This window comes from Roseibium album, from assembly GCF_965233825.1.
Taxonomy (GTDB): Bacteria; Pseudomonadota; Alphaproteobacteria; order Rhizobiales; family Stappiaceae; genus Roseibium; species Roseibium album.
This window is the reverse complement of record NZ_OZ247583.1, coordinates 2,536,946-2,555,156: the sequence shown is the minus strand read 5'-3', so window position 1 is coordinate 2,555,156 and position 18,211 is coordinate 2,536,946. Positions and strand designations below refer to the sequence as shown.

The 18,211-nt window shown below is 56.3% G+C and carries 13 protein-coding genes; 5 read left to right on the top strand and 8 right to left on the bottom strand.

What is annotated here, in order from left to right; all coding sequences use genetic code 11:
* Position 1: 1 nt before the first annotated feature.
* Positions 2-388, bottom strand: coding sequence for a phasin (locus ACO6TI_RS11840; protein WP_055119870.1), 387 nt, complete (start codon positions 386-388; stop codon positions 2-4).
* Positions 389-645: 257 nt separating this feature from the next.
* Between ACO6TI_RS11840 and ACO6TI_RS11835 the strand changes: the two genes are divergently transcribed.
* The 4 genes from ACO6TI_RS11835 (at position 646) to ftsH (ending at position 10,567) form a co-directional block, all read left to right on the top strand.
* Entirely contained in the window at positions 646-5,454 is a 4,809-nt protein-coding gene (locus ACO6TI_RS11835; RefSeq protein ID WP_422384984.1) for an ATP-binding protein, read from the top strand.
* 352 nt (positions 5,455-5,806) lie between these two features.
* The gene (locus ACO6TI_RS11830) at positions 5,807-6,850 is read left to right on the top strand and encodes a Fe(3+) ABC transporter substrate-binding protein (protein WP_082442972.1); all 1,044 of its coding nucleotides are present in this window, start codon (positions 5,807-5,809) and stop codon (positions 6,848-6,850) included.
* Between the two features lie 113 nt (positions 6,851-6,963).
* On the top strand, positions 6,964-8,652 hold the full coding sequence (locus ACO6TI_RS11825) for an ABC transporter permease (protein WP_055119874.1): 1,689 nt from the start codon (positions 6,964-6,966) through the stop codon (positions 8,650-8,652).
* 88 nt (positions 8,653-8,740) lie between these two features.
* Positions 8,741-10,567 (top strand): ATP-dependent zinc metalloprotease FtsH, encoded by a 1,827-nt coding sequence (gene ftsH / locus ACO6TI_RS11820; RefSeq protein ID WP_422384983.1) that lies wholly within the window; start codon positions 8,741-8,743, stop codon positions 10,565-10,567.
* A 179-nt stretch (positions 10,568-10,746) separates the two neighbouring features.
* Here ftsH and ACO6TI_RS11815 read toward each other — a convergent pair whose 3' ends face one another.
* The 3 genes from ACO6TI_RS11815 to ACO6TI_RS11805 all read right to left on the bottom strand — a co-directional run bounded on the left by ACO6TI_RS11815 (position 10,747) and on the right by ACO6TI_RS11805 (position 13,452).
* A complete protein-coding gene (locus ACO6TI_RS11815) occupies positions 10,747-11,373 on the bottom strand; it encodes a CoA transferase subunit B (RefSeq protein ID WP_029062183.1) in 627 nt (208 codons plus the stop codon).
* Between the two features lie 12 nt (positions 11,374-11,385).
* Entirely contained in the window at positions 11,386-12,081 is a 696-nt protein-coding gene (locus ACO6TI_RS11810) for a CoA transferase subunit A (RefSeq protein WP_055119879.1), read from the bottom strand.
* Positions 12,082-12,405: 324 nt separating this feature from the next.
* A complete protein-coding gene (locus ACO6TI_RS11805; RefSeq protein ID WP_196877527.1) occupies positions 12,406-13,452 on the bottom strand; it encodes a hypothetical protein in 1,047 nt (348 codons plus the stop codon).
* 408 nt (positions 13,453-13,860) lie between these two features.
* Between ACO6TI_RS11805 and ACO6TI_RS11800 the strand changes: the two genes are divergently transcribed.
* Positions 13,861-14,106: a DUF6460 domain-containing protein gene (locus ACO6TI_RS11800; protein WP_029062187.1), complete on the top strand. Its 246-nt coding sequence runs from the start codon at positions 13,861-13,863 to the stop codon at positions 14,104-14,106.
* Positions 14,107-14,114: 8 nt separating this feature from the next.
* On the opposite strand, the gene ACO6TI_RS11795 is transcribed toward ACO6TI_RS11800, so the two are convergent.
* From ACO6TI_RS11795 to ACO6TI_RS11780, 4 genes are all read right to left on the bottom strand, one after another.
* On the bottom strand, positions 14,115-14,939 hold the full coding sequence (locus ACO6TI_RS11795; RefSeq protein WP_055119885.1) for an ABC transporter permease: 825 nt from the start codon (positions 14,937-14,939) through the stop codon (positions 14,115-14,117).
* A complete protein-coding gene (locus ACO6TI_RS11790) occupies positions 14,936-15,862 on the bottom strand; it encodes an ABC transporter permease subunit (RefSeq protein WP_409855297.1) in 927 nt (308 codons plus the stop codon). The genes ACO6TI_RS11795 and ACO6TI_RS11790 overlap by 4 nt, the downstream gene beginning before the upstream one ends.
* A gap of 5 nt (positions 15,863-15,867) precedes the next feature.
* Positions 15,868-17,025: an ABC transporter ATP-binding protein gene (locus tag ACO6TI_RS11785; protein WP_104702278.1), complete on the bottom strand. Its 1,158-nt coding sequence runs from the start codon at positions 17,023-17,025 to the stop codon at positions 15,868-15,870.
* 80 nt (positions 17,026-17,105) lie between these two features.
* Complete coding sequence (locus ACO6TI_RS11780) at positions 17,106-18,197, bottom strand: polyamine ABC transporter substrate-binding protein (protein WP_055120366.1); 1,092 nt, start codon at positions 18,195-18,197, stop codon at positions 17,106-17,108.
* Between the last annotated feature and the right edge of the window lie 14 nt (positions 18,198-18,211).

Here is an 18,211-nt window from a genome sequence, read left to right as displayed (position 1 = left end):
TTCACTTTTTCTGTGCGGCCTTTGCGGCGTCCTGCACGGCCTTGGTCGCGGCATTGGAAAATTCACGGGACTGTTCACCCAGCGATTCCATTTGCCCGCGCAGATAACTCTGCTGCAGCTTCATCATGTCCTCGACATTGTCGGCCTTGACGAGTTCCTGCGCAAACTTGAAGGCCGCATTGACGTGCTCTTCAGCATAAGTCAGCGCCTTCTTGTTGACATCCGCCGCATTTGCCTGGACAGCGCTGGCGCTGTCCTCGACGTTGGAAACAGCCTTGTGGGTGGCGCCCATGAAATCGTCAAACGCCTTACGCGCCTGGTCTACGCTCTTTTCAGCAAAATCACGCATCTGCTCGGGGACTTCAAAACCGGTATTGTCAGTGCTCATGTCAGCGCTCCTCGGGTCGCGAGCGTGGAAAGCCCGCGTCTTCTAAGTTCTGTCCTTGCCAAAAATTCGTACCATGCAGATGGCGATCCGGCAAACAATTGGGGACAGATTAACCACGCCTTCACGTAAGTCCTTTAGCAAACTTGCTGTACGTGGACGACGCTAAGCTTTGCTAGTATTAACAGAGTGTTTACGAAAGCAGGCATCCCGGCACCGCACGTCCGCAACTCGGTATCGCCGACCATTGGAGCAACACGATGGACAATCAGACCCAATCATTCCTGGAACTGAGTGCCATGAATGATCTGGTCCAACTTGCAGCCGACACAAGAGCGGCCTGGTTGTGGTCTGCCGATGGCGCCAAAATCCTGTGGTCGAATGCCGCCGGCGCGGCGTTTTTTTCCGCGCAATCCGTATCCGACCTCAAGGGTCTGTCTGCGCTGGAACGATCGCCTGCACGCCCTCACATTGCCCGTATCGCCGATTCCGGCCTGGCCGACAGATTCAGCATCGACCGGTTGAGGTTCTACCGTGGACTCCGGGTCATGCTTCTGACTTGCCAGTGCAAGCGGGTTGAACTGGACGGTGGCGATACCGCGGCGCTGATCGTTTGCAGCGACAAGGGACTTGCGCTGACCAAGGACCCCATTCCCGCATTCGCCGGTCTTCTCAAATCCGACAAGTCGACGGTCTTCCTGATTTCCGGAGGAAATGACATAGAGACATTCGGCGAACTTGACGGTGTTCCGGAAGACATTGCCCTGCCGCAGGATCAAAAGGTCCTGTTTGGTCCGCTCGACCTGAACGGCCGCTTTCATGACGGCGGCGTTCTGCAGATACCGGCCGGTCCGCGGATCGTTGTCTTGAGCAATGACCCGGTCAGCGAAGATGATACACCGGACACAACGGTTGGTGCCGTGGAACACCTGCCCGTTCCACAGTCTGTCTCGCTTGCATCCGATGCTGACCCCGCTGAGCGTCCGTTGGATGAAACGGGTCAGGATCCCGGTGACGACCATTCATCTGTGAACGATGCCGTTGGCGATAAAGATCACCACAATGATGATGATGGCCCAGGGCAGTCGTTGGAAAAGTCTTCCGTCCCGGCTGAGACCGACAAGGGCGCCGAATTGCCGGCCGAAGCATCAGAGCCGGTTGCTGAATCCGATAACGACGCCGACGAGTTCGCAGATGATCGGCCGGACGCGCATGACAACCATGTTCCCGGAGAAGTGGGCCATCAGGCTATAGAACCTGCGGCCGCCGAATTCGATGAAACGGATGAAACTTCACGCGAAGAAGTCCCCACGGAAGCGGAGGGAACTCCAGAGGACGAAGCCGGCGACGAACAGGCTCCAACAACTTCCGATGTGTCAGACGCGCAGGTTGCTGTCCGTGAAAGCTTCGTGTTCCAGCCGCGCCGGCGGCCTGTGCGATTTGCCTGGAAGATGGATGTTGACCAGTGCTTCACGTTCCTGTCCGACGAATTCGCCGAAGTGCTGGGCCCGGATGCGACGAATATTGTCGGATCGTCCTGGGAAGAGGTGTCAGAAAAGTTTGGACTGGACCCGAGGGGCAACATTGCCCGGGCGCTGGACAGGCGCGACACCTGGAGCGGTAAAACCGTAGCATGGCCCGTGAGTGGTGCTGCACTCCGCGTACCGGTGGATATGGCCGCGCTTCCGGCTTTCGATCGTGACCGGAAGTTTGAGGGCTATCGTGGCTTCGGAGTCTGCAGGACATCTGACGCTGTTCAGGATCCCGACGGCTTCATCCCGTTGCCCGTTCCCACCCCGGTGTTCGACGAGCCAGTGGACGAAGATGCCGACACTGGCGACATGCAGACACGCAGCCGGGAAACCGACGACGAACTCGAGACTGCGGCTGATGATGGCGATACGGCTCAGAGCGATGATGAAAATCGAGCGCAAATGAAGGATGCGCTGGTAGCCGATGACGAAGACGAGTTGGCCGGAAGCGAAGAAGTAGAAGATCCGGATTTGGATATCCGCCTTGCAGACGCGGACACTATTGCCGATGACGATACTGAAAGCCCAGCACCTGATGGCGAAGACGACGGATCCGACGAAGTCGCCAGCCTAGACGCTTCGGGACCTGTCACACCCGATGACGTCGAAGCCTTGGAAGACCAGATAGACGCGCAATCGCCTGAAGTGAACGCGTCGGAAGAAACCGAAAACGAGGGTGCGACAGAGACATACGTCCCGGTCAATGAAAATCCTGAAGGCGGAGACCTGAAGGACCTGAAACCCGCGCAGCCGAATTCGCTCGGCGGCAGAACATTCCTGGGCGCCAGCGCAGCTGCGTTGGTTGGTTCTCTTGCAATGTTCAAAGGCAAGAAAGGGTCGAAGCCCCTGGATACCGCCCCTGACGGTGCGGTGCCGTCGCCTGAAGAAAAGAAAGCGGAAAACGAGCATTCCGGCGGAGCGGTGCCCGGGTCCGGAACGACGGAACCAGCGACACCTGACGCGCTCAACCTGTCCGAAGACCTGAAAAACGCTGCGGCGGCGCTGGATGCAGGCCTATCAGAAAACCTTTCCGGAGAAACTGACGGGGAGCAGAACGCAGATAACCCGTCAGACACATCTGAACTGGAAGCAGAGACTGCTCCTGTCGATCCGGAGGACGTATCGGATCAGCCGACGGCACAGGCGCAATCGGACGAAGCGGTTGAGGCTGATCAGGCTGAGAACGACGATGACGAGCCCGCTGCCAAGGCAGGCGAGATCAACTCCGACCTGTCGACCAGTGAGGAAACCACTGCGGACGAACAAGACTACAAGCACGAAAACGGCACCTATATTGCCGAGGTTGCCGTTCAAGACAGTGCGGAAGAAGAAGCTGAGAAGACAGAGGCGCTCCCAGAAAATACTGCAGCTGAAGAGCCCGTCGGGATCGCAGGTCCGGCTGAACTGAAACCCTCCGAGATCGAGAGCGCTGTGAAAACGCTGGCGAAGTCTTACAAACCGGCTGAAAAACGGTCTCCGGATCTTTTTGATGAAGGGTCGGACGTGCACGCCGATACCGCGCCCGATGCCGAGGAAGCTGTTGCGGAGACTGTTGAGGCGACTATTGCGACCGAATTGAACACCGGCGACCAGGCAGATGACGTCTCCGAAACAGAAGATCTTGCAAGCGACGAGCCTTCCGAGAGCGTCAGCCTTGACGAAGAGACCGGTGACGACGCTTCTCCAAACAGCGAAGAAGAAGATCCGGCTGCCGAGGAAGAGCGCGAATTCTTTGAAGAGACCGCCGCATTCGAACAGGAAGACCGGGCGGCCGAAGCAGACGCATCTCCACCGGCGGAACCGGAGAGAAAGAGCGGTGAGGTCATTCCACTCGCAACTGCCCGTCCGCGCGTCGTCCCCGTCGACACTTCATCACTGTCGCGTCCGGAGAGACAGGCATTCCGCAAGATAGCGGAAGCGCTCGGTGCTCGGCTGGAAGGCGACATGGAGGAATTTGAAGCTCCGGATCCGGAAGAAGAAGCGCTCGAGGACTTGCCGCCTGATGTTCCAGAGGCAGGTCCGATCGATCCAAGTCTGCTCGACCGGTTGCCGATCGGCATTTCGATCGTTCACGACCGCGAAGTGCTCTACGCCAACAAGGCGCTTCTGAAGATGCTTGGTTACACTTCCATTGCGGCCCTGTCAGAAGCCGGAGGCCTGGAAGCCCTGTTCATCGATGACACCGATGAGCTGGGGGATGGAATCGGGATCGATGATGAAATCGACGAAGCCATGAAGATGCGTGTCGCAGATGGCGGTGTCCTTACCGTTGATGCGCATATGCACTCGGTGCCGTGGAACGGTACCCGCGGGTTGATGATTTCGATCAGCGAACGCCAACAGAAGCAGATACCCCCGACCGTTGCTCCTGCATCGCCGAATTTCTTTGCAGGTGTCCGGGCCGAGCTCGACAATGCCCACGACCAGATTGCCGAGTTGGATACCATTCTGGAGACCGCCACCGACGGCGTCCTTGTCCTTGACCGGCATGGAACGATCGTGAAAGTCAACGGATCCGCGGAAGCTCTTTTCAGCGCCAACCGTGCAGACATGATAGGTGCTCCCTTTATCGAGTTTCTGGCTCCGGAAAGCCATCGGGCCGCGAGCGACTACCTTGACGGCCTGTCCCGCAATGGGGTCGCCAGCATATTGAATGACGGACGAGAAGTGCTCGGTCAGGTGCCCACGGGTGGGTTGATCCCGCTTTTCATGACCATGGGGCGGATCACCAGCAGCAAGGATGAAGCCAAATTCTGTGCGGTGTTGCGCGACATCACCCAGTGGAAGACCGCAGAGGAAGAGCTGACGCAGGCCAAGCGGCAAGCCGAAAATGCCAGCTCTCAGAAGTCCGACTTCCTGGCCAAGATCAGCCACGAGATCAGAACGCCGCTTAATGCGATCATCGGATTTTCGGAAGTGATGATGGAGGAACGGTTCGGAGCGATCGGCAACGACCGTTACAAGGACTATCTGAAGGACATCCGGACGTCCGGTTCGCACATCATGAGCCTGATCAATGACCTCCTTGATCTTTCGAAAATCGAAGCCGGAAAGCTCGATCTCAAATTCTCGGCCGTCTCGACAAATGAAGTCATCAACGAATGTGTCGCCCTGATGCAGCCCCAGGCCAACCGGGAGAGGGTGATCATCCGGGCAAGCCTGCCGGAATCCGTTCCCGATATTGTCGCCGATCCGCGCTCGCTGCGCCAGATCGTGCTGAACCTGTTGTCCAACGGCATCAAGTACAACAAGTCCGGAGGCCAGGTGATCCTGTCGACCGCGCTTGAAAGCAACGGCGAAGTTGCGCTCAGGGTACGCGATACAGGTACCGGAATGACCGCGAAACAGCTGGCTGCTGCCCTGGAACCGTTCCGGCAACTGCACACTGCAAGCCGGGGTGGGGGAACGGGACTGGGTCTGCCGCTGACCAAGGCGCTGGTCGAAGCGAACCGGGCGAGCTTTCACATCGATTCAACGCCGGATCAGGGAACGCTTGTTGAAATTGTCTTTCCAACACAGCGGGTCCTGTCGGAGTAGATCCGGCCGGAACTCGATCCTTCAAGGCGATCTCGCGCCTGCCAGGTGGCGGGCGCGTGGGTACTGCACGCCTCATGCAGCGTGGGTCGAGCAACTGTTCACGGTTTCGTGATCGCCCCGGATTCCTCGACCTCGAGTGCTTTTCGACTAAAAAGTAGAGGATTAAACTCCTGTTTTATCACTGATTTTTGCTTAAATTGTGGAATGTAAAATTCCAGTTAGTTTTGAACAATTCTAAACTATTGATTTTATTAAGTTTATTGACTTACGCGCGCCTCGGAGACATATTCCTGACCAATCGCTTCCGCTTTTGGCGACAACAACAAATCAATCGGATCTCTGGGAGAGTTCTATGCGTTCGACCTTCCGCACCCTGACAGGTGCCCTTGCCCTGACCACCGCAGCCTTTGCTGCAGCACCGGCACTTGCCGACGGGGAAGTGAATATCTATTCCTACCGCCAGCCGTTTCTGATCCAGCCGTTACTGGATGCCTTTACCGCTGACACAGGTATCAAGACCAACGTTGTTTTTGCCTCCAAGGGCCTTGGCGAGCGCATTGCCGCGGAGGGCGACAATTCCCCTGCCGACGTGCTTCTGACCGTCGATATCGGCCGTCTGGACGGCGCCAAGCAGCTCGGTATCACGCAGCCGGTTGTCTCCGACGTCGTCGACGGCAATATTCCCGCGCAGTTCCGTGATCCGGAAGGCCACTGGATCGGACTGACAAATCGTGCACGCGTTGTTTATGCGTCGAAGGATCGTGTCGACCAGGACACCATTACCTATGAAGATCTCGCCGATCCGAAATGGAAAGGCCGCCTCTGCACACGATCCGGACAGCACGTCTATACCATCGGCCTGATCGCATCGATGGTCGCCCATCACGGTGCCGAAAAAACCGAAGAGTGGCTGGCAGGTGTGCGCGAAAACCTGGCCCGCAAGCCGGCCGGCAACGACCGTGCACAGGTGAAGGCAATCTTTGCCGGCGAATGTGATATCGCCATCGGCAACACCTACTACATGGGCAAGATGGAAACGAACGACAAAGAGCCGGAACAGAAAGAGTGGGCCAACTCGGTGCGCATCCTGTTCCCGAATGCCGACGCGCGTGGCACACACGTAAATCTGGCAGGCATTGTTCTGGCGAAAAATGCACCAAACAAGGACAACGCCGTAAAATTGATCGAATTCCTGTCTTCCAGCAACGCGCAGCAAATTTATGCGGAAACCAATTTCGAATATCCGGTGACACCGGGTGTGGAAGTTTCCGAGCGAGTTCAAAGCTGGGGTGAGCTGACGCCGGACGACCTTTCGCTTGCCGATATTGCCAAGAACCGCAAGACAGCCAGTGAACTGGTCGACAAGGTCGGGTTCGACAACGGCCCGGCCTCCTGACCAACCCTGACGACAGAAATCAAAAAGCGCCGTGCTTCACGGCGCTTTTTTGCATTTTGGAAGGTTTACCTTTAGAGCTTCCTGCGAACCATTACGAACAATAAAGAACTGCTTTGCTGCGCACGCCCACACACTCCATCACCGACCGTTTCTGGCTAGTCGCAGCCCTTGTCATCGCAGCAATGGTTCTGCTGCCACTCGGAGCCATTGTCTGGATCGCCATCACGCCAACTGGTGACATCTGGGGCCATCTGCTGACAACCGTTCTGCCCGGATCGTTAAAGACAACGCTGCTGCTGATGCTGGGCGTCGGACTGACGACTTGTGTAACCGGCGTGCTGACCGCCTGGCTTGTTACCATGTGCAACTTTCCCGGACGCAGGATTGCCGACTGGGCGCTTCTGGTACCGCTTGCCGTTCCGACCTATATCGTCGCGTTCGCCTATGTCGAGGTGCTGGACTACACAGGTCCCGTTCAGAGCCTGATCCGGGACATTTTCGGCTTCAAGACATCACGGGATTACTGGTTTCCGGAAATCCGGTCGCTGGGTGGCGCCATTTTCGTGATGGGTGCGGTTCTCTATCCGTACGTCTATCTCACGACACGAGCCAGCTTTCTTATTCAATCGTCGTCGACGCTGGATGTTTCGCGAACGCTGGGCGCATCGCCCTACGGCCTTTTCTTTCGGGTCGCCCTGCCCCTTGCACGGCCTGCGATTGCGATAGGCGTGTCCCTGGCCCTGATGGAGTGTCTCAATGATATTGGCGCCGTTACATTCTTCGGCGTGAAGACGCTGACCTTTTCCGTTTATGATACCTGGCTGAACCGCTCCAGCCTTGGAGGAGCCGCACAGCTTGCGCTGGCCATGCTGGCAATGGTGTTCCTTCTGTTGTGGCTAGAACGTTTCGGCCGCCGGAAGCAGCGCTTTGACGCCGGGGGTGGATCAAAGCACAGGCCGCCAACCCGCTTCGACCTGAGCGGCTGGCAATCCGTTCTCGCACTTGGTCTTTGTCTCACACCGATCCTTGTCGGGTTCGTTGTTCCGGGTCTTTTGCTAGCGGATCGAGCGAGCCGTCGACTGAACGACGTTTTTGCGTCCGGGTTCCTCCAGGCGATCTGGAACAGTTTCTATCTTGCTTCCATCGCCGCCCTGCTAACCGTTGTCATTTCAATCGCGCTTGCCTACGCACTTCGGATCAACAGCAGAGGACCACTCAAGATTGCCGTGCGCCTCGCCTCCATCGGCTATGCCATTCCCGGTACGGTTCTCGCGATCGGGATTCTCATTCCACTGGCCGGATTCGACAATTTCCTTGATGCGCGGATGGAGAGCTGGTTTGGCCTCAACACGGGTCTGCTCCTGCTCGGTAGCGGTACCGGCCTGGTCTATGCCTACGTCGTGAGGTTCCTCGCCGTTTCCTATGGTCAGGTGGAGGGCGGCTTCGGGAGAATAACACCTCACCTCGACATGGCAGCGCGGACACTCGGGCGCAATACCGGTCAGACCCTTACGCAAGTTCACCTGCCCATCCTGAAACCGGTGTTGCTGTCTGCGGCCCTGCTAAGCTTTGTCGACTGCATGAAGGAACTGCCGGCGACCATCTTGCTGCGTCCGTTCAACTTCGAAACGCTGGCAACAACCGTGTTCGAGGCAGCATCGCGGGAAGCCTTCGAAGAAGCCGCCCTTCCCTCTCTCGCCATAGTTCTTGTGGGTCTTATCCCGGTAATCTTCCTCGCGCGCTCAAGCGCTTCTTCCTTCCGCACCAAGATGTCCACACGACAGATTGATGCTACCAGCTAACTCTTCCGGTTGATCCGTCGCCTTGACAGCTACCTTGCAAATCGTCCCAATGGCGGCTTGCTCAGACCACGTACGGGACGTCTTTTCCATGGACAAAAAACATCAGATCAATCTCTGGTACGCCTTTATCGCCATGATGCTGGTGCTGATGTTCCAAAGTTGGTGGACGACTTACAAGACCGTTGAAGCGATCCCCTACAGCCAGTTTGAGCAATATCTCAAAGACAAGAAGATCGAAGAGATTTCGATCAAGGAAAACACGATAGAGGGAAAGTTCAAGGAGCCTCTCAAAGACGGCAAGCAATACTTTGTCACGACCCGCGTGGACATTCCGCTGGCCGAAGAGCTGACCAAATACGACGTCAAGTTTACCGGCATCGTCCAGAGCACCTTCATCCGGGATATCATGTCCTGGGTTCTTCCCGTCCTTCTGTTCTTTGGCCTCTGGATGTTCTTTATCCGCCGTATAGCGGAAAAGCAGGGGATCGGCGGCATGATGACCGTCGGCAAATCCAAGGCCAAGGTCTATGTCGAGACCGATGTCGACGTTACGTTTGAAAATGTCGCCGGTGTCGATGAAGCGAAACGGGAATTGAAGGAGGTCGTGGACTTCCTGAAAGACCCGAAGTCCTACGGACGCCTCGGTGCACATGTTCCAAAGGGCATCCTGCTCGTGGGACCTCCCGGGACCGGCAAGACACTGCTGGCCCGCGCGGTCGCCGGTGAAGCCGGTGTCCCGTTCTTTTCGATTTCGGGTTCGGAGTTCGTCGAGATGTTTGTCGGGGTCGGTGCCGCGCGCGTGCGGGATCTCTTCGAGCAGGCCCGCAAGGCAGCACCAGCGATCATCTTCATCGACGAGCTCGATGCGCTCGGCCGCGCCCGTTCCAGCGGAGTGATGGGCACCAACGATGAAAAGGAACAGACCCTCAATCAGCTTTTGACAGAACTTGACGGATTCGACACGTCCAGCGGGATTATTCTGCTCGCCGCTACCAACCGGCCGGAAATCCTCGACCCCGCGCTCTTGCGGGCGGGACGCTTCGACCGACAGGTGCTGGTCGACCGGCCTGACAAACCGGGCCGAAAGGCAATCCTTGAAGTCCATGTCAAAAAGATCAAACTCGACCCGGACACGGATCTTGATCAGATTGCCCAGCTCACCGCCGGGTTCTCGGGCGCCGACCTTGCCACGCTCGTCAACGAGGCAGCTCTGCTTGCAACGCGGCGCAATGTTGATGCCGTGACCTTGCAGGACTTCAACGAAGCGGTGGAACGCGTTGTCGCCGGGCTCGAAAAACGCAGCCGTATCCTGTCGGAAAAGGAACGAAAGACCGTTGCGTTTCACGAAATGGGCCATGCGCTTGTTGCCGCCAATCTCGAAGGTTGCGACCCGGTGCACAAGATCTCGATCATTCCGCGCGGGATCGGCGCGCTTGGCTATACCATGCAGCGCCCGACCGAAGACCGGTTCCTGCTTTCAACACAGGATCTTGAGAATCGCATGGCCGTGCTGATGGGTGGCCGGGCGGCGGAGGAAATCGTCTTCGAAGAGATATCGACAGGCGCTTCCGACGACTTGCAAAAAGTTACTGAGGTCGCGCGGGACATGGTGATGCGCTACGGAATGGAACAGACGCTCGGGAATCGCGCCTACGCTACCCAACGGCAGAATTTCCTGGGTCAGCCAGCCGGAGACGTTGCCGAAGTTTCACCCGATACCCAGCGCGAGATAGACATAGCCATCAAGGATCATGTCGAGGGCGCGTTCACCCGTGCCAAGGCTCTTTTGCAGCAGCATCGGAGCGAACTCGACAAGGGCGCAAAATTGCTGCTTGCCAAAGAGACCCTGACGGATTCCGATTTTCCGGCAATCAGGCCGATAGCAGAGCGGCGGGATAACAAGGCCGCGGAATAGGGGCAGGTTGGAAGACCTGTCCGGAACCACAATGGCCTGTCCCGGTCGACAGGGATTGCAAGCAATGCCGCGTCTTCACGGCCGTGTCCTGGTGCAACTTGAAAAAAGACGCCCCCAGAATCCTGAGGGCGCCTTTCGACACTAGAAACATGATGTCTTTGACGTTCGATCGGACAAGCTCAGACGATTGTCGCCTGGGTCTTTTCCCTTACCTCGTCAAGCGACACATCCGAAGCAAGTTCGACAACCTTCAGGCCGCCTTCCGCAACATCGAAAACACCGAAATTGGTGATAATGCGATCGACGCACTTCACGCCGGTGAGCGGGAGTGTGCACTCCCGCAGAAGCTTCGGATCGCCAGCCTTTGACGTGTGATCCATGATCACGACGACGCGTTTCACACCCGCCACCAGATCCATGGCACCGCCCATGCCCTTGACCATCTTTCCCGGGATCATCCAGTTGGCGAGATCACCTGTCTCGGCCACTTCCATTGCGCCCAGGATCGACAAGTCGATGTGACCGCCGCGGATCATGCCGAAGCTGTCGGCGGACGAGAAATAACTGGTCTGCGGCAATTCGGTGATGGTCTGCTTGCCTGCATTGATCAGGTCCGCGTCAACTTCATCATCCGTCGGAAAAGGGCCCATGCCGAGCATTCCGTTTTCCGACTGAAGCGTGACGTGAACTCCTTCGGGAATGTAATTTGAAACCAGCGTCGGAATGCCGATGCCAAGGTTCACATAAAAACCGTCTTCCAGCTCCTGCGCAGCGCGCTTTGCCATGTCATCACGTGTCCAGGCCATGATGTATCCTCCTCAGGCTGCGCGCGTCGTGCGCTTTTCAATGCGTTTTTCATGGTCGCCGATGATGATGCGGTCGACGAAAATACCGGCTGTATGGATGTTGTCCGCGTCGAGTTCACCGATCTCGACCACTTCTTCCACTTCAACGATACAAACCTTGCCGGCCGTCGCCATCATCGGATTGAAGTTGCGGGCCGTCTTGCGGTAGATCAGGTTGCCTTCCTTGTCGGCTTTCCAGGCCTTGACCAGGGAAACGTCGGCCACGAGCCCGGTTTCCATGATGTAGGTCTCGCCATTGAAGTCCTTGTGCTCCTTGCCTTCGGCAATCAGCGTTCCGACACCGGTCTTGGTGTAGAAGCCCGGTATGCCGGCGCCGCCTGCACGAATACGTTCCGCAAGCGTTCCCTGAGGGTTGAATTCAAGCTCCAGCTCGCCATTCAGATATTGCTTTTCGAAGGTCGCGTTTTCACCCACATAGGACGAAACCATCTTCTTGATCTGGCGCGTCTGCAAAAGAAGCCCAAGGCCAAAGTCATCAACGCCCGCATTGTTGGAAATTGCGGTGATGTCCCTGGCTCCGGAATCCCGGAGCGCAACGATCAGATTTTCCGGAATGCCGCAAAGACCGAACCCACCGGCCATCACCGTCATGCCGTCAAAGGTCAGCCCGTCCAGGGCGGCCTTTGCGTCCGGATATATTTTGTTCATGTTTCACTCCCAGTTAAGACCGCAAGGTGCGTTTTGCGCACATTCGCCGCTCGGTTCTTCCCGGTCAAGACTTCTTTGCCGCATTGCAGCGAAAAACAGGCAACACTGCCGTGAGCCGGTTCAGGGAGCGCTTTTAGGGGCTGCAGACAATGCAACTCGCCGCATTGACATCTGCTATCCGGCACCGGCCAACCAGCGTTTCTTGTCCCGGTGAAGTTTGAAGCAGAAGACAAGGACGCACTGACAGAAGTTCTTAGAAAGAGGCCTTCAACTCCTGCCAGCGTGTCACGCGAAATGTCAGCCCGGTCTCCGGCGCCCTCTTGATCAGAGAAGCGCCACGTTCTGCAGATACCGGTTCTTAAGTTTCGAGAAGTTCCTGTCCTCGGGAAAACAAACTGCCGATTCGTCGCCGAACAAGTACCCGGACAGGTACTTCATGACACCGGCCCGATTGTTTCTTTCCATGCCCAGTTCACGGAGCAGTTTAACGTACTCCGCAAATTTCGGCTGCGGCGCCCTTTTGCTTTTGACGAATCCGAGCGTCATGCTTTTGAACTCCGGCTTGTATCCGAACAAAGACAGGCCGATCAATTCACGGGCGAGCACTCTGGGTACGCGTCCTTTGTTGTCCCAAAGCATGCCGAGATTTTCATAAAAGAACTGTTGCCAAACCTTTTTGTAGAACTCGGCACCTCTCATGTTGAAAAAGATTGTCGACTGCAAAGCATGGTCTTTGCTCAGTTTGTCGCGCGCACACTGGGTTGCCGAGCCCTTCTTGAGCCTCGGGTTGTGGCGAATGTGTCGATTCAACAAGTCAAGTGCGCAATTCATGCGCTGCAGTTTTTCCAGCTCTCCGCGAACCGCGGGATCCGCCTTCCATTGGACAAACTCTTCACAGTCTCTCCACAAGTGGTGATATCCGTTTTCAAGAGCGATCTGAAACTGTTGACCCGCCGTCGCAGCGCCTACGATCAGGGCGTCGTTCAACAAGGGCGTCCAGTTCTTTTCACTCAGAATACTACCGACCTCGACGACAGGGACAGATGGCACCGGTCTTTTGGTTCCCTCGGTTCTCAGCTGTTGTTCCGCGGTGACGTGAACTTCTGTGGCTTGATCTTGAATACCGTTGGCACCCGTTACGCCAAAATTGGCAATGAGTTCCTTGTTCAGTCGTATTCCCGTTCCGCCAAGCAGGACGAGCTTCAACGCATTCCTGGACGTGGCTTCGTAAAGATTATACGCCGCAGCCACAAAGTCCTCCATGACCTTGTCTTCATTCCAGGATGGGTCCCACTTTCCCACCCACTTGTTGTCTTTGCGGTAATGATTCCAAAGCGGGCGGATTTCCATTTCAAAAGCAATGCGGTTCATGTCAGGTCTTCCTCTGGATTGTGATCAACATCGACCGCAAGGCATCTGTTCGTGCCTTTTTCTGCGGCGGCTGCGTTGTATTTCGGAAGGAAGACCGGGGCTTCGAAGTGCCGGGCGTCACAAGCGTAGTACCGATCGGTATTTTTTTGGAAAGCGGCGGGGCCCGCAAACAGTTTTCCGAACCGGCGAGGCAGGCCCTTTTGTCGAGACCTGACTGGAAAATGTAAGGACCGTCATGCATCCGGGTCGATCCGGCAAAGATCGGCGTGATCCACGTTTTCACGCGTTTTTGGAAGTTGTTTATGGTTTGTAAAGTCTTAAAGCGAAGAATTGAGGTGTGTCAGTCAAGGGATCGAAGCAAACCCGAATGGCTGTGTTCAGACAACTGCTTGAAAGAAACCACGCGCCGTGTACCCGTTCTGGTCAACATTTTTCAGGATCGCAGCGTTTTCCCTGCTCGTTGGCGCCGGGTTGTCCTTCGTCGACATTTCTGCGGAAGACATACTGGGAACTGTCGGCCTCAGTCCGCTGCAGCTTTGGATCTACATGCTCGAATTCCGCGATTGGGCAATCCCGAACATGATCCTGGGTGCCTTTATCGTGGTTCCGGTCTGGCTGTTCATTTACCTGATCCGACCACCGCGGGCCGGCTGACCCAATCCTCAACCATCGGCACCGAAGGCCGCCCGCTCGTCGCGTTCCCGTTGCACCTGTTGTCGTTTGGTCACCAGTGAGGCCGCAATGACACCGATCGTCACCAGGCCGACCAGGATCGTGCAGACCGCGTTGATTTCCGGTGTCACGCCCAACCGCACCTGCGAGTAGATTTTCATCGGCAGGGTCGTTGCACCCGGACCTGTGGTGAAGCTGGCGATCACCAAATCATCCAGCGACAGGGTGAAGGCCAGCATCCAGCCGGCAATGACGCCGGGCAAAATGATCGGAAGCGTGATCAGGAAGAAGGTCTTCACGGGAGGGCAGCCAAGATCTTCGGCTGCTTCTTCGACGGACTTGTCAAATCCGACCAGACGGGACTGAACGACAACCGCCACATAACACATGGCGAAAGTCGTGTGTGCCAGCATCACGGTCCAGAAGCCGCGGGCCGTGCCCATTGCAACGAACAGCAGCAACAAAGACAGGCCGAGGATTACTTCCGGCATGACGAGCGGCGCAAAGATCATACCGGAAAACAGCGAGCGACCCATGAACCGGCCGGAGCGCACCAATATCAGTGCTGCCAGCGTTCCGAGCACGGTCGCGATGGTTGCCGACGCAAAGGCAACGCGCAACGTCACCCAGGCCGCATCGAGCAACTGTTCGTTTTGAAGCAGGGATGCGTACCACTTGGTCGAAAAGCCACCCCAGACAGTAACCAGCCTGCTTTCGTTGAAGGAGTAGATCACCAGGAGAACAATAGGCAGGTAGAGGAACGAGAAGCCCAGAACCAGCGAGGTGATGTTGAACCAGGTCGGACCGCGGGTCATCCTTCTTTCTCCGACATTTTTTGTTGCTGGTTCTGGAAGAGCACGATCGGGATCACGAGTATCATGAGCAGGATCACCGCGACGGCCGAGGAAACAGGCCAATCCCGGTTGTTGAAGAACTCCACCCAGAGGGTCTTGCCGATCATCAGTGTGTTGGAACCACCGAGGAGATCGGGAATGACGAATTCCCCGACCGCGGGAATGAAAACCAGAAAACACCCGGCGATCACACCGGGAAGCGACAAGGGCACGGTAATCTTCCAGAACGCTTTCCAGGGCGGACAGCCGAGGTCTTCCGCTGCTTCCAGCAGGCTCCCGTCAAGCCTCTCAAGGCTGGCATAAAGTGGCAGGACCAGGAATGGCAGATAAGAATAGACGATGCCGATATAGACCGCGATATTGGTATTGAGGATCACCAACGGCTCGTCGATGAGGCCCAGCATCATCAAAAACTGGTTCAGCAGTCCCTCGTTTTTCAATATGCCGATCCAGGCGTAGACCCGGATCAGAAAACTCGTCCAGAAAGGCAGAATAACCAGCATCAGCAATGTTGGACGCCACGCCTGAGGACTGCGCGCCATGCCATAGGCGATCGGGTAGCCGATCAGCAGAGTAAACAGCGTCGATATCGCCGCAATGACAACCGATGACACATAGGATTTCCAGTAGAGCGCGTCTTCCGTCAGCCAGATGTAATTCTCGAACGAAAACTCGCGGAAGGCTTCCATGAGACCCTGCCAGCCTTCCGCCAGATCGATTGCCGGCGAGTAAGGTGGAATTGAAACCGCGATCTGTGAAAGTGAAATCTTGAAAACGATCAGAAACGGCGCCAGAAAAAACACCAGCAGCCATAGATAGGGCATCGCAATCAGCAACTTGCCCCCGATAGTTCTTTTCGCAGGAGTGGCTGTCTGTTCGCTCATCCCGCCTACCCTTTCAAGATGACGCCGGCATCCCGGTCAAAGGAAAGCACGACCTCGTCGTCCCACGTGATCGGGTTTTCGACCATGCGGGAGATGTTGGCAAAAGTGGCACGGATGGTGTCATGATCATCTTCGCCGACCTTGGAGTGAATGCAGGAGACGTCGCCAAGATAGGCAATGTCCCAGACCAGACCGTCAATCTGGTTGACCTGCCCCTCCTCCCGGCGGCCCTGGGCAATTCGGACCTTTTCGGGGCGTATAGCATACCAGACAGTTTCACCGAGACCGGCTTCCGTCTCCTGTTCGCTATCGATGACAAATCCGTCGACAATGGATACCAGGCGCGTTCCGGCATCCGATTTTTCGGTCACCTTGGCCTCAATCAGATTTACGTCGCCTATGAAGTCGGCCACGAATTTCGAATTCGGTGCTTCATAGATCTCCGCAGGGGTCGCTACCTGGACCAGTTCGCCCTTGTCCATCACGGCAATGCGATCTGCAACCGTCATTGCCTCCTCCTGATCGTGGGTCACGATCAGAAAGGTCATTTCGAGTTCTTCCTGCAGGTTCATCAGTTCGAACTGGGTTTCCTCGCGCAACTTGCGGTCCAGGGCACCCAGCGGTTCGTCGAGCAACAGAACCTTGGGACGTTTTGCGAGCGAGCGCGCGAGCGCAACCCGCTGGCGCTGGCCGCCGGAAAGCTGATGAGGCTTGCGCTGTGCAAATTGCTCAAGCTTCGTAAGGCGCAACATTTCCGATACGCGCGCTTCGATATCCTGCGCCGGCATGCTGTCCTGTTTCAGCCCGAAGGCAATGTTCTTCTCCACGTTCATATGTGGGAACAGGGCGTAGGACTGGAACATCATGTTGGAAGGACGCCGGTAAGGAGGGATACCCGCAAGATCCTGGCCGTCCAGGAATATCTGTCCGGATGTCGGTGTCTCAAACCCTGCGAGCATGCGCATCAGGGTCGTCTTGCCGCAACCCGAGCCACCGAGAAGCGCAAAAAACTCTTTCTCGTAGATCTTGAGGGACAGGTTCCTGACCGCGACAAATTCACCGAATTTCTTGGTGACGTTGCGAAACTCGATAAAGGGAGGATGGTCGGAATTTTCCCAGGGAACAAATTCCCGACGCACCGGACCAATGGATTTTTTTGCCAAGACAGCCCCCACCCACAAACGACTGGATAAAATGGAACCGCCGGGTGCCAATGATTTGGCACCCGGCGGTGTTTACAAGCTTACTGACCGGTTTTTATCTTGGTCCATTCCCGCGTCCGCGTCCGCATTGTCTTGGGCGGCTTGGTTGTTGTTATGAACAGGTTGTTTACGGTTTCCTCATCCGGGTAGACAGCCGGGTCCCCGAGAACTTCCTTGTCAACGAACTCGTGGCTCGCCTTGTTTCCATTTGCGTAGAAGACATAGTTTGTCGCCTTGGCGATCACGTCCGGTCTCATGATGTAGTTGATAAACTCATGAGCTTCTTCGACATGCGGTGCATCGACCGGAATGGCCATGTTGTCGAACCACATCATGGCCCCTTCCTTCGGAATGACGTATTCGACGGTCACACCGTTGTCGGCTTCCGCAGCGCGGTCACGTGCTATCAACACATCTCCAGACCATCCAACTGCCAGGCATATGTCTCCATTTGCCAGCGCGTTGATGTATTCGGAAGAATGGAACTTTCGGACATAGGGGCGCACCGACATCAGCAGTTCCGTCGCTTTTTTGAAGTCGGCCGGATCATTGCTGTCGGGATCAAGACCAAGGTAATTTAATGCGGGTGGAAACATTTCATCCGGGGTATCGAGCATATAGATACCGCAATCGGCGAACTTTGACGCGATTTCAGGATCAAAGACCATATCCCAGCTGTCCAGAGGCGCATCAGGCATGATCTCCTTGATCTTGTCGACATTGTACCCGAAGCCGGTGGTCCCCCACATGTAGTTTATGGCGTGTTCATTTCCCGGGTCGAATTTCACGACGCGCGCCATGATCTCGGGCCAGAGGTTTTCAAGGTTAGACAGTTTGTCCTTGTCCAGCTTCTGAAATGCGCCGGCCTGTATCTGTCTTCCCAGGAAGGTACCCGTCGGAACGACAACGTCGTAACCGGTGCCACCGGCAAGGAGCTTCGTCTCCAGAACCTCGTTGCTGTCAAAGACGTCGTAAACGACCTTGATCCCGGTTTCCTTGGTAAAGTCCTCCAGGATCGACTCATCGATGTAGTCGGACCAATTGTACACGTTCACGGTCCGGTCCTGAGCATAGGCAACACTACTCAGCAGGCTGAGAGCTGCGACCCCGGTCAACAATGTCTTAACAGTCATTCTGAACTCCCCTT

Bases quoted from the DNA above. Each gene is read 5' to 3' on its own strand.
- ACO6TI_RS11780 (WP_055120366.1), bottom strand. From the start codon at position 18,197: ATGACTGTTAAGACATTGTTGACCGGGGTCGCAGCTCTCAGCCTGCTG.
- ACO6TI_RS11815 (WP_029062183.1), bottom strand. From the start codon at position 11,373: ATGGCCTGGACACGTGATGACATGGCAAAGCGCGCTGCGCAGGAGCTG.
- ACO6TI_RS11810 (WP_055119879.1), bottom strand. From the start codon at position 12,081: ATGAACAAAATATATCCGGACGCAAAGGCCGCCCTGGACGGGCTGACC.
- ACO6TI_RS11795 (WP_055119885.1), bottom strand. From the start codon at position 14,939: ATGACCCGCGGTCCGACCTGGTTCAACATCACCTCGCTGGTTCTGGGC.
- ACO6TI_RS11830 (WP_082442972.1), top strand. From the start codon at position 5,807: ATGCGTTCGACCTTCCGCACCCTGACAGGTGCCCTTGCCCTGACCACC.
- ftsH (WP_422384983.1), top strand. From the start codon at position 8,741: ATGGACAAAAAACATCAGATCAATCTCTGGTACGCCTTTATCGCCATG.
- ACO6TI_RS11790 (WP_409855297.1), bottom strand. From the start codon at position 15,862: ATGAGCGAACAGACAGCCACTCCTGCGAAAAGAACTATCGGGGGCAAG.
- ACO6TI_RS11805 (WP_196877527.1), bottom strand. From the start codon at position 13,452: ATGAACCGCATTGCTTTTGAAATGGAAATCCGCCCGCTTTGGAATCAT.
- ACO6TI_RS11835 (WP_422384984.1), top strand. From the start codon at position 646: ATGGACAATCAGACCCAATCATTCCTGGAACTGAGTGCCATGAATGAT.
- ACO6TI_RS11840 (WP_055119870.1), bottom strand. From the start codon at position 388: ATGAGCACTGACAATACCGGTTTTGAAGTCCCCGAGCAGATGCGTGAT.